Source organism: Dokdonia sp. 4H-3-7-5 (assembly GCF_000212355.1).
GTDB lineage: Bacteria > Bacteroidota > Bacteroidia > Flavobacteriales > Flavobacteriaceae > Dokdonia.
Window position 1 is genome coordinate 1,649,759 of record NC_015496.1, and the last position, 14,750, is coordinate 1,664,508.

Annotated in this window: 16 protein-coding genes and 1 pseudogene; 7 read left to right on the forward strand and 10 right to left on the reverse strand. The window is 36.4% G+C overall.

Annotation, left to right across the window (positions count from 1 at the left end; all coding sequences use genetic code 11):
• Positions 1-4 precede the first annotated feature (4 nt).
• The 4 genes from KRODI_RS07265 to aspS form a co-directional block, all read right to left on the reverse strand.
• Positions 5-196, reverse strand: coding sequence for a cold-shock protein (locus KRODI_RS07265; protein ID WP_013750944.1), 192 nt, complete (start codon positions 194-196; stop codon positions 5-7).
• Between the two features lie 91 nt (positions 197-287).
• Positions 288-554: a hypothetical protein gene (locus tag KRODI_RS07270; protein ID WP_013750945.1), complete on the reverse strand. Its 267-nt coding sequence runs from the start codon at positions 552-554 to the stop codon at positions 288-290.
• Positions 555-686 (reverse strand): hypothetical protein, encoded by a 132-nt coding sequence (locus tag KRODI_RS15750; RefSeq protein WP_261375680.1) that lies wholly within the window; start codon positions 684-686, stop codon positions 555-557.
• Positions 687-719: 33 nt separating this feature from the next.
• Positions 720-2,477: an aspartate--tRNA ligase gene (aspS, locus tag KRODI_RS07275; RefSeq protein WP_013750946.1), complete on the reverse strand. Its 1,758-nt coding sequence runs from the start codon at positions 2,475-2,477 to the stop codon at positions 720-722.
• A 217-nt stretch (positions 2,478-2,694) separates the two neighbouring features.
• On the opposite strand from aspS, the gene KRODI_RS07280 reads away from it, so the two are divergent.
• A complete protein-coding gene (locus tag KRODI_RS07280) occupies positions 2,695-3,468 on the forward strand; it encodes a DUF3050 domain-containing protein (RefSeq protein ID WP_013750947.1) in 774 nt (257 codons plus the stop codon).
• A gap of 77 nt (positions 3,469-3,545) precedes the next feature.
• Here KRODI_RS07280 and KRODI_RS07285 read toward each other — a convergent pair whose 3' ends face one another.
• Together KRODI_RS07285 and KRODI_RS15810 are read right to left on the reverse strand one after the other, a co-directional pair.
• Positions 3,546-4,292, reverse strand: coding sequence for a uroporphyrinogen-III synthase (locus tag KRODI_RS07285; protein WP_013750948.1), 747 nt, complete (start codon positions 4,290-4,292; stop codon positions 3,546-3,548).
• Between the two features lie 22 nt (positions 4,293-4,314).
• Positions 4,315-4,974, reverse strand: coding sequence for a DUF4271 domain-containing protein (locus KRODI_RS15810; protein ID WP_013750949.1), 660 nt, complete (start codon positions 4,972-4,974; stop codon positions 4,315-4,317).
• 110 nt (positions 4,975-5,084) lie between these two features.
• Here KRODI_RS15810 and KRODI_RS07295 point away from each other — a divergent pair, with 110 nt between their 5' ends.
• From KRODI_RS07295 to KRODI_RS07305, 3 genes are read left to right on the forward strand one after another with little or no spacing between them, the layout of a single operon-like run.
• Positions 5,085-5,807, forward strand: coding sequence for a polyprenol monophosphomannose synthase (locus tag KRODI_RS07295; protein WP_013750950.1), 723 nt, complete (start codon positions 5,085-5,087; stop codon positions 5,805-5,807).
• A gap of 2 nt (positions 5,808-5,809) precedes the next feature.
• Positions 5,810-7,150 (forward strand): dihydroorotase, encoded by a 1,341-nt coding sequence (locus tag KRODI_RS07300; RefSeq protein WP_013750951.1) that lies wholly within the window; start codon positions 5,810-5,812, stop codon positions 7,148-7,150.
• Positions 7,150-7,665, forward strand: a complete 516-nt coding sequence (locus KRODI_RS07305; protein ID WP_013750952.1) for a DUF4296 domain-containing protein — start codon at positions 7,150-7,152, stop codon at positions 7,663-7,665. Before KRODI_RS07300 ends, KRODI_RS07305 begins: the two co-directional genes overlap by 1 nt.
• Here the strand turns inward: KRODI_RS07305 and KRODI_RS07310 are convergent.
• The gene (locus tag KRODI_RS07310; protein ID WP_013750953.1) at positions 7,649-8,644 is read right to left on the reverse strand and encodes an NAD-dependent epimerase/dehydratase family protein; all 996 of its coding nucleotides are present in this window, start codon (positions 8,642-8,644) and stop codon (positions 7,649-7,651) included. The two genes, KRODI_RS07305 and KRODI_RS07310, sit on opposite strands and share 17 nt — an antisense overlap.
• A gap of 131 nt (positions 8,645-8,775) precedes the next feature.
• Here KRODI_RS07310 and tyrS point away from each other — a divergent pair, with 131 nt between their 5' ends.
• Entirely contained in the window at positions 8,776-10,071 is a 1,296-nt protein-coding gene (gene tyrS / locus KRODI_RS07315; protein WP_013750954.1) for a tyrosine--tRNA ligase, read from the forward strand.
• Between the two features lie 100 nt (positions 10,072-10,171).
• Here tyrS and KRODI_RS07320 read toward each other — a convergent pair whose 3' ends face one another.
• Both KRODI_RS07320 and KRODI_RS07325 read right to left on the reverse strand, forming a co-directional pair.
• Positions 10,172-10,621: a YHS domain-containing (seleno)protein gene (locus KRODI_RS07320; RefSeq protein WP_013750955.1), complete on the reverse strand. Its 450-nt coding sequence runs from the start codon at positions 10,619-10,621 to the stop codon at positions 10,172-10,174.
• A 63-nt stretch (positions 10,622-10,684) separates the two neighbouring features.
• Positions 10,685-11,662 carry an acyltransferase gene (locus KRODI_RS07325; protein WP_013750956.1) on the reverse strand — a complete coding sequence of 326 codons (978 nt, stop codon included), beginning with the start codon at positions 11,660-11,662 and terminating at the stop codon, positions 10,685-10,687.
• Positions 11,663-11,975: 313 nt separating this feature from the next.
• On the opposite strand from KRODI_RS07325, the gene KRODI_RS07330 reads away from it, so the two are divergent.
• Complete coding sequence (locus KRODI_RS07330; RefSeq protein ID WP_013750957.1) at positions 11,976-12,659, forward strand: response regulator transcription factor; 684 nt, start codon at positions 11,976-11,978, stop codon at positions 12,657-12,659.
• Complete coding sequence (locus tag KRODI_RS07335; protein ID WP_013750958.1) at positions 12,659-13,714, forward strand: sensor histidine kinase; 1,056 nt, start codon at positions 12,659-12,661, stop codon at positions 13,712-13,714. The genes KRODI_RS07330 and KRODI_RS07335 overlap by 1 nt, the downstream gene beginning before the upstream one ends.
• Before the next feature lie 63 nt (positions 13,715-13,777).
• Here the strand turns inward: KRODI_RS07335 and KRODI_RS15800 are convergent.
• Positions 13,778-14,308: pseudogene (locus KRODI_RS15800) on the reverse strand (glycosyltransferase); the annotation flags it as partial.
• Between the last annotated feature and the right edge of the window lie 442 nt (positions 14,309-14,750).

The following is a 14,750-nucleotide window of genomic DNA, read 5'->3' on the forward strand; positions in this document are numbered from 1 at the left end:
ATAACTACAGTACACGTACTTGTGCAGCAGTTAATCCTTTTCTTCCTTCTTCTTCTACGTACTCAACTTTGTCTCCTTCGTTGATAGTTTCCCCGTTAAGACCTGTAACGTGTACAAAGATGTCTTTACCGGTGTCGTCGTTAGTTATAAAACCATAACCTTTTGACTCATTGAAAAATTTTACTGTTCCTTCCATTATAAAATATGTATTAATAAAGTGCAAACTTACACTTTTATTTGGTAACCCAAACTTTTGCCAATATTATATTAATGTAAACTCTTTAAATTCAGCGCTTTTTATCTTTGGAGTTGTTAAATTCTTTCATTCTCTTAAAAGCATCATCGGTGAGCATATAATCTGCGACTTTGCGATCTTTCCAGCGATGATAAATAAAAGTGGGCATTAAGATAAAGAAACCACCAGCAATAGAAAGGCCAATAAACTTATGACCCAAGGCAACATCTACATTGTCTTTGCAGTAAAATCCATATGCGAGCATTGCTGCTAGAATAAAGAAAAGAACAATGATAAAAATACGTCTAGCTTTGTTCATTTATTCAAAGAATGTGATGGTTATAAAAAAAGCAATGATCGCTAGTACCAAGATGCTTACCATCGTGATTGCTATCGTTTTTAAAACAGCTTTAAATACTTTAGAATTGCTTTGTTCTTCTTCTGTTTCCAAGATTTGGCTTTGTTAAGTATTAGTTTGTTGGTGTTATGATTTTTGATCGCGTAGCTTCAAATTCAATTCCTTCATTTGCACATCATCAAGAAAAGCAGGTGCGTCTATCATAACGTCACGACCACTATTGTTTTTTGGGAAGGCAATAAAGTCACGTATGGTCTCTTGACCACCTAGTATTGCTACAAGTCTATCTAGCCCAAAAGCAAGACCACCGTGTGGTGGTGCTCCATATTCAAAGGCATCCATAAGGAAGCCAAATTGCGCTTTAGCCTCTTCTTCAGAGAAGCCTAAGTGGCGTAGCATGATAGCTTGCGTTTCTTTATCGTGTATACGTATGGATCCTCCTCCTATTTCGTTACCGTTAAGTACAAGGTCATATGCATTTGCTTTTACCTCTCCTGGTTTTGTGTCTAGTAGTTCTATCTGTCCTGGCTTAGGAGACGTAAATGGGTGGTGCATTGCGTGATAATGTCCAGTCTCTTCATCTAGTTCAAGTAAAGGGAAATCTATTACCCATAATGGAGCAAATACCTTAGGGTCCCTTAATCCTAAACGTGTTGCTAGCTCCATACGTAATGCACTCATTTGAGCGCGAACTTTTGAAGTCTCTCCAGAAAGGATGCAGATAAGATCTCCTTTTTGAGCTCTAGTAACCGCTGCCCATTTTGCTAGATCTTCTTGATCATAAAATTTATCTACAGAAGACTTGAATGATCCATCGTCATTGCAACGAGAATACACCATTCCTAGTGCGCCTACTTGTGGACGCTTTACCCAGTCTATAAGTTTATCTATTTCTTTGCGAGTATAGCTATTTCCTCCTGGGACAGCAATACCCACTACAAGCTCTGCATTATTAAAAACGCCAAAATCTTTATGTTGTGCTACTTCATTGAGCTCTCCAAATTCCATCCCAAAACGGATATCCGGTTTATCATTACCATATAAACGCATGGCATCATCATATAGCATACGTGGGAATTTCTCAATCTCAACACCGTTTACTTCTTTAAGTAAGTGTCTTGTAAGTCCTTCAAAAATGTTTAAGATATCTTCCTGCTCTACAAAAGCCATCTCACAGTCTATTTGCGTAAACTCTGGCTGTCTATCTGCACGCAAATCCTCATCACGGAAACACTTTACAATCTGGAAGTATTTGTCCATTCCTCCCACCATAAGCAATTGCTTGAAGGTTTGTGGAGATTGTGGTAATGCATAAAATTGTCCTTCGTTCATGCGAGAAGGAACCACAAAATCTCGTGCTCCCTCAGGAGTAGACTTGATTAAGTATGGTGTCTCTACCTCAATAAAATCTTGATCAGAAAGATATTTACGTACTTCTAGTGCTACTTTATGTCTAAAAATTAAGCTGTCACGCACTGGCTTACGACGTATGTCTAGGTAACGGTATTTCATACGCACATCCTCACCACCATCAGTTTCATCTTCTATGGTAAAAGGAGGAGTAAGTGAAGCGTTAAGCACTTCTAGTTTTGATACTAAAATCTCGATATCTCCTGTTGCGATATTTGGATTTTTTGAATCACGCTCTATAACGGTTCCAGTAGCTTGAATTACAAACTCACGTCCTAGTTTACGTGCTTGCTCCATGATTGATGCATCGGTACGCTCCTCATCAAAAACAAGTTGCGTCATTCCGTAACGATCACGTAGATCTACCCAAATAATAAATCCTTTATCTCTAGATTTTTGAACCCATCCTGCGAGGGTAACTTCCTTATTTACATCGGCAGCTCTTAGGCTTCCATTATTGTGCGTTCTGTACATTTCTTGCTCTGTTTGAGATGTGCAAAAATAAATATATCAAAGGGGATTTAAACAGTAACTGTCTATAAATGTTAAGGAAGTGTTTTTTATGGTTTATTTACGCTTTCGCGAAAGCGTAAAAATTCAATTTACTTTCTTAAAAACGTAAATTTGTCGTCTGTTTACAAGAACCACAGTGCGATTATATACGTATTATATATATTAAAAAAGATTACAAATGATTTCACACGTCACACAAGAAATACAACCGATTCAAGAACAGTTGCTTAGCCATCCTTTGTATAAAGACATAAAAACACCTGATGATCTTTTAGTGTTTATGGAACATCATGTGTATGCTGTTTGGGATTTTATGTCACTACTGAAGGCGTTGCAAAATGGATTAACATGTACACAAACTCCATGGAAACCAGTAGGAAGTGCCGAAACTCGATATTTAATTAACGAGATTGTTCTTGCCGAAGAAACAGATATAAATGCAAAAGGACAGCGACAGAGTCATTATGAGATGTACATTGACGCTATGCGAAAGGCAGGGGCTAGTACCGCAGCAATAGAAAGGCTTGTTGCTACAGATTTTGATAAGGTTGCAATACGCGAGGCTATCATTGATGTGCCAGCCAGTGTGAGTAAATTTTTGAAATTTACATTTGACACTATAGAAAGAGGCAAATTACATGAAATTGCCGCTGCATTTACCTTTGGACGAGAAAACCTGATTCCAGCAATGTTTACTGCAATTATAGGGGAGATAGAAGAGAACTTCCCGGCTAGAGACTTATCTGATTTTAAGTATTATTTTGATCGTCATATTGAACTTGATGAGGATGAGCATGGACCTATGGCTTTGAAAATGATTGAACACCTATGTGGTGATGATAACAATAAATGGGATGAAGTAGTTGCTGTGTCTAAGGAAGCATTAAAAGTGCGATTAAATCTTTGGGATGGTATATTAAGTGAGATAAAACGCGAGGAGGTTTACGCTTAGCTAGGTGGTACATTTCATTAAAAGGCATAAAAAAACCTGCTCATCGAGCAGGTTTTTTTATATATAATAGAAGAATATTACTTCTTATTTACGTCTTTAATGTACTTTTCTAAAGCCATTGTCATAGAAGGAGTCTCCGGTGTAGGTGCTTGAATATCTACTTTAAGTCCTGCTTCTTCGGCAGCTTTTACTGTAGTGTTCCCAAAAGCGGCAATACGTGTGTCGTTTTGCTTAAAGTTAGGGAAGTTTTCAAATAATGATTGAATACCACTTGGGCTAAAAAATACTAATATGTCGTAAAACACATTTTCATATTCAGAAAGATCACTTACTACTGTTTTGTAAAAAGTAGATTGCATCCATTTCACTCCTAAAGCATCTAGAAGTTCTGGTACGTTAGGTTTGAACTTATCTGATGACGGCAATAAGAATGTCTCATTCTTATGCTTTTTAATTAATGGAATAAGCTCTGGAAATGTGCGTTTACCTACATATATTTTACGCTTACGGTAAACCACGTATTTCTGTAAGTAATAAGCAACAGCTTCACTCTGACAAAAATATTTTAAGGTATCGGGCACTTTAAAACGCATTTCTTCTGCAATTCTAAAGAAGTGGTCAACAGCATTACGACTTGTAAGTATGATTGCAGTGTAGTCTTTAAGATCTACTTTTTGTAATCTAACTTCTTTGCCAGATACACCCTCTACGTGGATGAAGGGGATGAAATCTATTTTAACGCGTTGTCTTTGTTCTAGCTCAAAATAAGGTGAGTTTTCAACCTTAGGCTTTGGTTGCGAAACGAGGATAGTTTTCACTTTCATAAACACTCATTTTTTAATTGGGCTACTGTTTTGTAATGAATGAGTACAAAATAAAGTAGGGTCCAATTTCGAGAGTGCAAAAATACAAAATAAAATAAAAAGGAAACCTAAAAAAGTCACTCTTGTATTTACGGATAAGCCAAAATTGCGAAATAGTGTAAATAGTGATGATTATACCTAGGATGCTGTAAATGAAATAAAAAGGAATTTGTAGTTGGTAAACTATAAAGGCACTGCCTAAAAGAGCAAACAGGCCCAAAAGGTGTTTTACATTAAGTCGCTTATAAAAAAAGGACTGCATTTTTTTGTCAAAATTTAAAACATATGCTATAAATCTTTCTAGTAGAAATTTTACAATCTCAAAGACGGAGTACCCCAAAAAGATGTACTTGAAAATGTCGAAGTTCTTTGAAAAAGGAATATTTAGTATGGAGCAATATGCTAAGTAAATCAAAAGAGAGATACCTATAAATTGTATTACGAGTAACACGACTTGTAAGGGGTGTAAAATAAAAACACCCTTAGATCTTGTGCTGAAAAAGCGATCAGCACCTAGGATATTTAAAAAGTCTGAAAATCTTGCTTGATAAAAAAACTTAATAGCACCTAGTAATATCAAACAACTTATAATAATTATTGTTATCCAGTTTTGATAAGTAATAAGGCGTAGGCTGCTTTCCAAATTGAGGAGTTTTTTTTAGAGCGTTAAAAATACTACAAATTATACCAAAAGGTGCCCCTGAGTTGTAATGACCTTTTTAAAATAAGTACATTTGCTTTAAACAAGATTGCATGGCAAACGCTGTAGTTATCATACCCACCTACAACGAAATCGAAAATATAGAAAGGCTGTTGCGCAATATATTTGCACTACAACGAGCTTTCCATATTTTAGTGGTTGATGATAACTCTCCAGATGGAACAGCAGCCAAAGTAAAAGAACTCCAAGGACCATATAAAGAGAGATTGTTTCTTTTAAATAGACCCAAAAAAAATGGTCTAGGTACTGCATATATAGCGGGTTTTAAATGGGCACTTGATCAAGAATATGAATATGTTTTTGAGATGGATGCAGATTTTTCCCATAATCCAAACGATTTAATTAGGCTTTATAATGCTTGTGTTAAAGATGGTGCAGATCTCGCTATTGGGTCTAGATATGTAACTGGAGTAAATGTGGTAAACTGGCCTATGGGGAGAGTTTTACTTTCTTGGGGAGCCTCACGTTATGTTAGATTTGTTACAAGAATGAATATTTATGATACGACTGCAGGTTTTATTTGCTATCACCATAATGTTTTAAGGGGGATAGATCTAGAGAACATTAAATTTGTAGGTTATGCGTTTCAAATAGAAATGAAATATAAAGCATATCTCAAAAAATTTAAAATAGTAGAGGTTCCTGTAGTTTTTACAGATAGAACTAAAGGAGAAAGTAAAATGAGCTCAGGTATTATTTCTGAAGCCATTTTTGGTGTTGTAAAAATGCGACTACAACATCTTTTTAAAAGATAACTATGGAAAAGATTTTAATAAAAGATGCTCATATTGTTAATGAAGGAACCATTTTAAGAGGTGACGTATTAATACATAATGGCATCATAGAGGAAATAGCAGAAAGTATAAGCGCAAAGTCTGGTGACGTACATATTTTTGACGCAGAAGGAACTTATCTTATGCCTGGAGTTATAGATGACCAAGTTCACTTTAGAGAGCCTGGACTTACGCATAAAGCAAATATTGCAACAGAATCTAGAGCTGCCGTAGCCGGAGGCATAACATCATTTATTGAAATGCCGAACACAGTGCCTCAAACCACTACTATTGAGAAGCTCGAAGAGAAGTTTGAGATTGCAGCAAACTCGTCTGCAGCAAACTATTCTTTTATGTTTGGGGGAACCAATGATAACTTAGAAGAAATTCTAAAGGTTGACAAGAAGAATGTTGCAGGTCTCAAATTATTTTTAGGGAGCTCTACTGGAGATATGCTGGTTGATAATGAGGCAGTGCTTGAAAAGATATTCAAATCTACAGATATGATTATCTCAACACATTGTGAAGATGAAGAAACCATAAGGAAAAACCTTGCAATATATAAAGAGCGCTACGGTGATGATATCCCAATGAATCTTCATCCTATAATTAGGAGTGAAGATGCTTGCTATATTTCGTCCTCAAGGGCTATAGAGTTAGCAAAGAAAACAGGAGCGAGACTTCACGTCTTTCACTTATCTACCGGAAAAGAAACAGCACTATTTGACAATACGATACCTCTTGCTGAAAAGAAAATAACATCAGAGGTTTGTATCCACCATCTATGGTTTTCTGATGAAGATTATGATGAGAAAGGATCTAAAATTAAATGGAATCCAGCAGTAAAAACACCAAAGGATAGGGATGAGTTATTCCAAGCGTTACTAGATGATAAGATTGATGTAATAGCAACAGATCACGCTCCCCATACCTTAGGGGAAAAAAACAACGTATATACAAAAGCTCCTAGTGGTGGTCCACTAGTACAGCATGCACTACCTGCTATGCTAGAGTTTTATCATCAAGGAAAAATCTCTCTCGAGAAGATTGTAGAGAAGATGTGTCATAACCCAGCAATACTTTTTCAAGTAGAAAAAAGAGGATATATACGTAAAGGTTATAAAGCAGATATTGTACTTGTGGATCTTAATGCACCTTGGACCGTACAAAAAGATAATATTCTTTATAAGTGTGGATGGTCTCCTTTTGAAGGCACAACGTTCAAGTCTAGAATAACGCACACTTTTGTGAATGGCCGCCTAGCGCATAAAAACTTTAAGGTATACGATGAACTTTTTGGAGAACGTCTTACGTTTGATAGATAATGAGAAGATTATATGCTTTATTATTAGGTTTTTTATCCTTGATTAGTTGTCAAGATATTCCGTCTGTAGAAAAGCCAGATAATTTTATTGATGAGAACACTATGGAGAGCATATTGTATGAATCTGTAATAATATCTAGTGCTCGAGGTTACAATATTGCGCAAATCAAGCAATTGGGTATTCAGCCAGAAACTTATATATATGATAAGTTTGATATCGATAGCCTTACATATGCTCAGAATCTATCGTATTACACAGCAGATGTAGATGCTTATAAAAGCTTAAATGCCAAAGTATTGAATAGAGTTAAAGGAGAATTAAAAGTAAATGACTCTATAGAGTCTTTGCAGAAGAAAGAACAAGATTCTTTACGAACTTTGAAAGCAAGAGAAGTAAAAGCAAGATTTAAACAAAAAGATTCAACTAAGTTTAAAGAAATTCCAAGGCGTTTAATTACTGATACTTTTAGTAGAAAAAATATACGAGTTGAGGAAGATACTAGCGAACTTGATTAATGTGTAGTGCTATACGTGACAAAGTCACATCTAGCGGAGTGGGAATGTAATCAAACGCTTCTATTATTTTGTCATTACTGTACAATGTCTGTCTTTGCAATGACTTGTAGCCTATTTTAGTTATTTGTCTTTTGCGAGTAAATATGCCTCTCATAGAGTCTAAGAAGTTTAAAAATTGGAGTAAGCCGTTGTTTAGAGCTCCACTAGGTGCTTTCTTGCCTAAGGTCTTTGCTATTTCTTCTAGTAAATCACGATAAGTGACATTGTAAGCAGTCGCAATATACCTTTCTTGTGCTAGGGTGCTATTCATAGCTTTCTCCATTAATGCTACTAAGTCTTTTACATCTATCACTGCGCTACCTCCAGTGGGATATAAAGCTTTTCCTTCAAGAATATGATTAAAGAACTTTCCGCTACCTGTCTGGTAGTTTCCTTCACCTATTACGATTCCGGGATTTAAAATAATTGCGTTTAATCCTTCTTGTGTTCCTCTCCATACTTCCATTTCTGCGCCATTTTTTGTGAGTGCATATACTGAGTTTGGAGCATCTGGATCCCAGAAATTATCTTCTGTAATTGGATTGTTTGGTGTGCTTGCCAGTGTAGCAATAGAGCTTACATGTACTAATTTTTTGATATTATTTTCTAGGCATAGATTGACAACATTTGCAGTGCCTTCAATATTTATTTTAGTAAGCTCCTTAAATTGGTATGGGTCAAATGAAATAAGAGCCGCGCAATGGTATACATAAGTTACATCTTTAAAGACGGCAGTGAGGCTGGGTACTTCTGTAATATCGCCTCTAACCCAATCTATACGGTGTAATTGAGATTCCGCTTTCGCGAAAGCAAAAAAAGAAACAACCTCCGCCTTCTTAGATTCGCTTCGGTACAAAGCTCTAACGCTTTGATCTTTTTGTGTGAGGCTCAACAGTAAATGTTTACCTACAAGTCCAGTACTCCCAGTAACTAAAATCATATGGTAAAGATACGCCTCATGAATTAATTCTTAATTATATGAAGTGTATACGTGTTTTATCTTTTTAATAGAAACAATAGCCGCGGTCACACGCTTCTTTTTATATTTGCCATTGCCTAAATACAATAGCAATGATTAAGAATTTTGTAGAAGAATTACAGTGGCGTGGAATGATACACGATGTGATGCCACAAACCGAGGAACATTTAATGGAAGCGATGCGCTCTGCATATGTAGGTTTTGACCCAACGGCAGACTCATTACACATTGGAAATTTAGTTCCTATTATGTTATTGGCACATTATCAAAGATCTGGTCATAGGCCTGTTGCGTTAGTAGGTGGAGCTACAGGTATGATAGGAGATCCATCAGGAAAATCATCAGAGCGTAATCTTCTTGATGAGAAGACATTACGTCATAACCAAGAATGTGTAAAATCACAACTATCACAGTTTCTCGATTTTACTTCGGGTGCAGAAAATCAGGCACTTTTAGTGAATAACTATGACTGGATGAAGGAGTTTTCTTTTCTTGACTTTATTCGTGATGTAGGTAAGCATATTACGGTTAATTATATGATGGCAAAAGATTCTGTAAAAAATAGACTTACTGGTGAAGATGCAGATGGTATGTCATTTACAGAGTTTACATACCAGATGGTACAAGGATATGACTTTTTACATTTATATAAAAACGAAGGAATCACGCTCCAAATGGGGGGAAGTGACCAGTGGGGTAATATTACTACGGGTACAGAATTAGTTCGTCGTATAGGAGGCGGAAAAGGATATGCACTTACGTGCCCGCTTATCACTAAGTCTGATGGAAGTAAATTTGGAAAAAGTGAAGGTGGAAACGTATGGCTAAATGCAAAAAGAACATCTCCGTATAAATTTTACCAGTACTGGTTAAATACAACAGATGAGGATGCAGAGAAGTATATTAAGATCTTTACTTTTTTAGATAGAGAAGAGATTGAAGCACTTGTTGCAGCTCATAAAGAGGCACCACATCAGAGAGCTTTACAAAAGAGACTAGCAGAGGAGGTAACCACTACGGTTCATGATGCAGAGGCGCTAGAAAAAGCAATCGCAGCTTCAAATATTTTATTTGGTAAAAGTACAAGTGATGATCTAAAGTCTCTTGATGAGGCAACATTTTTAGATGTCTTTGAAGGTGTACCACAAGCAGAGATAGAAAAATCTGAAATAGAAGCTGGATTAGATATTATCGCAGCACTTGCAGAAAAGACAGGATTTTTAAAATCTAATGGAGAAGCGAGACGTGCACTTAAAGAAAACTCAATCTCGATAAATAAAGAAAAAGTAGGAGAGGATTATACCATCCAGACTACAGATTTGATAAATGGAACCTTTGTACTGCTTCAAAGAGGTAAGAAGAATTACTTTGTTATTAGAGCATCCTAGTTGAGATACAAACTATACTAATAGAAATATGAAAGCCCCAGTGTTCAAGTGAACATCTGGGGCTTTCTAACTAACTAACCAATCTATTATAAAGTCGTTCTTAATGTTTATTCCTTACAGTTTTCCATTCAATATCTGCTTTTTTCTTTAAAGTGGCTGCTCCTTCTTCATTCCACTTTTCTAAGGTATTTACTCCCCAAGAGTTGTAAAAGAGATATAATTTACCATCTCTTATTTCAAAAGTTTCTGGATCTATCGATACTTTTTTCCCTTTATCCGCAATAGCATATGCGCAATACCCTCCGTATTGAGGAACAAACTTTTCTGGAGTCTTAATAAAAGCTTGTAGGTTTGTCTCGCTCGCAAATTTAAATTTCGCCCCATCATATGTTGTGGTGAATTCTTTATTTCCTTCTATAGCTTTATTGTTAAAATATTCTGTCACGTCAAATCCTTCGGCTACATATCCTTTTTTGAGGTTGTAATCTGTTTTTTGAGCGGTAATGGAAATTGTAAATAATGCCAGAAGAATGAATGATAGTAATCTCATAAACTTGCTATTTTAGTAATACATACGTAAAGTAAGTCGTATTAGTTTTAGCAAGATTACATTTTATAGAGACATCAGGTTACAGCCGCGTATATCTGAGTTGTCAAAACGGCCTATTACGGTAAAGCTCCCATCCTTGGATACTCGTCCAAGATCTTGAGTGGCTATAAATGGGCAGGAAAATCTATTTGCTAGGTCAATTACATTGAGACCGCCGGTTTTTGTGCTTTCTAGTAAGCTTAGGGCATCTTCTGTATCTCGAGTGTATACTTTCATCCATGGAGGTGTGGTAAATATCCCTTTTCCATGAGAATAGCCTTGACTCAATAACTCAGTCATCCCATATTCACTATGTATTGAAGACACGCCAAAACCGTTGCAAAGTATTTCATGCAGCTCATCACGGACCAGTTCTTTGCGACGTCCTTTCATTCCGCCAGTTTCCATTATAATGGTGTTCTTAAGATTAAAGCGATGGGATTCTACTAAGTCTAAAAGTGCAAATGATACACCTATAAGTAATACTTTTTGCCCTGCCTTGTCTAGTGATTCTAATTTATTTGCAAGTTCGTTGAGGTTGTTTAAATAAAATCCACTGTCAGGGTGATCACTCATTTTTATTAGGTCATCTACCATATATATGAGGGAAGATCCAGATCTTTCTAGATAGGAGGGTAGTAGTGCTAGTATTACATAATCTTTTGGGTTTCCGTACGCTTTCGCGAAAGCGTGCTTAAAACTATCTTCATACAAGCTCAAGTCCGCAACATGGTGCTTGCTAGTGCTACTACCTGTAGTCCCACTACTACTAAAGATAACCGAAGCCTCTGAACCAGAAGTAAGAATAGTATGCGACTTAAAAAATTGAATAGGTAAAAAAGGAATATCTCTACTTCTTTTTATCTCACTAGGGTGTTTGTATAGTAAGTCACAAAAAGATCTGTAGGTGGGATTATTCTCAAATTGAAAACGAAATGCCTCCAGAGCAGCTTCTTCAAATTGTGCATCTGTAGTGATATCAAAAATAGACTGTTGGGGCATTGGGAATAATGTTTGTGCAAAGATATAAAACATATCTACCCGTACTCACGCTAGTTTTTTAAGAAGTATAATGACAAGTGAATATTTTTAAGATGATTTTCTGCTTTTGGAAAAGATCTTTTTACAAGTGAGGCGTTGTTAATCATGTAGTTAAACGATTTAATTTTACCTTGCCAATAATTATAGTTGTAGGAAAGCTTAACGAAATCTTAATGCTCTTAACATGAGAAAGGGCAATTTTGCTAATACATTGCAGGATATATCAAAAGACTAAAACAACGTATCTTTACACTAGGCGTATAATATTTAGAGCATGAAAAAAAAAGACCTAAAAATACTTCTTGTAGATGATGAACCAGATATTCTTGAAATAGTAGGTTATAATCTATCTAATGAAGGTTACCAAGTGATAACTGGGTCAAACGGAGTAGAGGCTGTAAAGCTTGCAAAAAAACACTCACCTCATTTAATTATTCTTGATGTGATGATGCCAGAGATGGATGGTATAGAAGCTTGTGAAGTAATACGGGCAAATAGCGATCTGGACCAAACTATCATCACATTCTTTACCGCTAGGGGAGAGGATTATTCTCAAGTAGCAGGTTTTGATGCTGGAGCAGATGATTATATCACAAAGCCTATCAAACCTAAGGTGTTAGTAAGCAAAGTAAAAGCATTGTTGCGAAGATTTAAGGAAGAGGGAGTGTCTTCTCAAATTACAAAAGTAGGTAAGCTAGTAATCAATAGAGAGGAATATAAAGTTTACAAGGGTAAAGAAGAACTATCCTTGCCACGTAAAGAGTTTGAATTGTTATCACTATTAACTTCAAAACCAGGTAAAGTCTTTACTCGTGAAGATATCCTAGATAAAGTCTGGGGTCTGGAAGTTGTAGTAGGTGGTCGAACCATAGATGTTCACATACGTAAGCTTAGAGAAAAAATAGGTGACGAGTCATTTAAGACCGTAAAAGGTGTAGGCTATAAATTTGTTATGTAATGGCCGCAGGAGTTAAGCAGTCTTACTCATTTTCTCTCATTACAGCGAGTTATATATCTATCGTATTTGCGGCACTAATTATAACGCTTGAGCTCCTGCGTGATGGTAATCCATCTTGGACTACTTCCATTATCGGGATTGGCCTGTGTTATGTGATTTCTTTCTTGATTATACATTACAGAACGCAGTTTTTTATAATCAGAGGTGTAAAGGAGATTTATGATAATATAAAACTTCTTGAGGATGTAAGCTTCGTTCCAGATAACATCACAACGGATATGGCTTCTTTATCTGAAGAAGTAGAGCGTTATGCAAAACGTAAAAAAATCGAAATATCCTCTTTACGTATTCAAGATGAATATAGACGTGATTTTCTTGGTAATGTAGCTCATGAATTAAAAACCCCGCTGTTTACGGTACAGGGTTATATTCTTACATTATTAGATGGGGCTATTAATGATAAAGCCGTACGTAAAAAATACCTACAACGCGCCGAAAAAGGTGTGGAGCGTCTCATATATCTAGTTAATGATCTAGATATGATTACAAAGCTTGAAGTAGGCGATCTTAATATTAACTACGAGTATTTTGATATTATTGAGCTAGTAGATAGCACTTTTGAAATGCTAGAAATGAAGGCTGCAAAGAGAAATATCACACTTGCTTTTGACGCGCCTTATGATGAAGGTGTGATGGTCAATGCAGATAAGGAGCGCATACAGCAGTTACTTACTAATCTTATAGAGAACTCCATTAAGTACGGTAAAGAAAACGGAACGACAGAAGTAAGTGTACAAGACTTAATCCAAAATAAAGTGCTTGTGCGTATTACCGATAATGGAGAAGGAGTAGAAAGTGTACATATACCTAGGCTTTTTGAGCGTTTTTATCGTGTAGATAAATCAGGTAACCGTAAGGTGGGTGGATCAGGACTAGGCCTCTCTATTGTCAAGCACATCATTGAAGCGCATGAAGAAAGAGTGTATGTTGAAAGCGAATTTGGAGTGGGTTCTGAGTTCTCCTTCACCATTGAAAAGGCCGAAGAATTGAGTTAAATCATAAGCAGGTATTCCTTGCTCAAAGCCAGGATACACTTTTAATCTCGGTAACTCTTTACTCTTAAAGCTGTCTTGCGTACAGTAGGGAGCAATCTTTTTTGATTTTAATAATTCGGCGAGATATTCTTGTTCAGTTTGACCAGGCGTAGGTATAAAAAACACCTTTTTTCTCATTATAGCAAGGTCCATGATTGTGGTATATCCAGATCGAGCAATCACGTACTTACTTTGATTAATCGCCTTTTCTAATGCAGCGGTTGTTAGAAAGTTTACGACCTTAATATTAGCGCCTATTTTATCAGCCTCCTCTTCGGTGGAGACCTTTCCTTGCACAATAAGTAGCTTTACACTGGCTTTCTTAAAAAGCGCGATAATAATATCCTCTAGCATAGTGCGCTGTGGTTCTGGTCCAGACAGTACAGCGATATAGTCATATATAATTTCTTCTTCAGAAGATTTCATTCTGCTCAAAGGGCCTATATATTTAGTGGGGATAGATAGTTTTTTTTGTGGATGCCCTAAGACGCCACTTAAATTTATATCACCAGCTACATCAGGAACCCAGCATTCATTAAATCTTTGGAGATACATTCTATGTGCAGCAGATGATAACCAAGTGGTTTTACCACTCAAGACCTGCAGCTGGTGGCTTATAATCACACAGGGCACCTTCTTAGTATATAACCCAAGTCTATTGTCAGAAATCACCCCATCTATGCCTAACTTATAGATAAGTTCCTCAAGGTCTCTATGCTCCTCTTTTATGGTTCTTCTTATGGAAGGCAGATCTGCAATTAGTTTTCTTTTAAAATGCGATCCTTTCTCAGAATACGCAATGTTATATGAAGGTAAAGTGACGGTAGCAAGCTCTGGAAATTCCTTTGTAAGCAGTTTCAACGCTTGGCCATCACTAGCGATCGTTACTTTATAATTATGAAAAGTTAAGGTGCGAATTATAGGGATGCATCGCGTAGCGTGACCCAGTCCCCAGTTGAGGGGTGCAACTAATATGTGTTTTTTATAATTCACAATG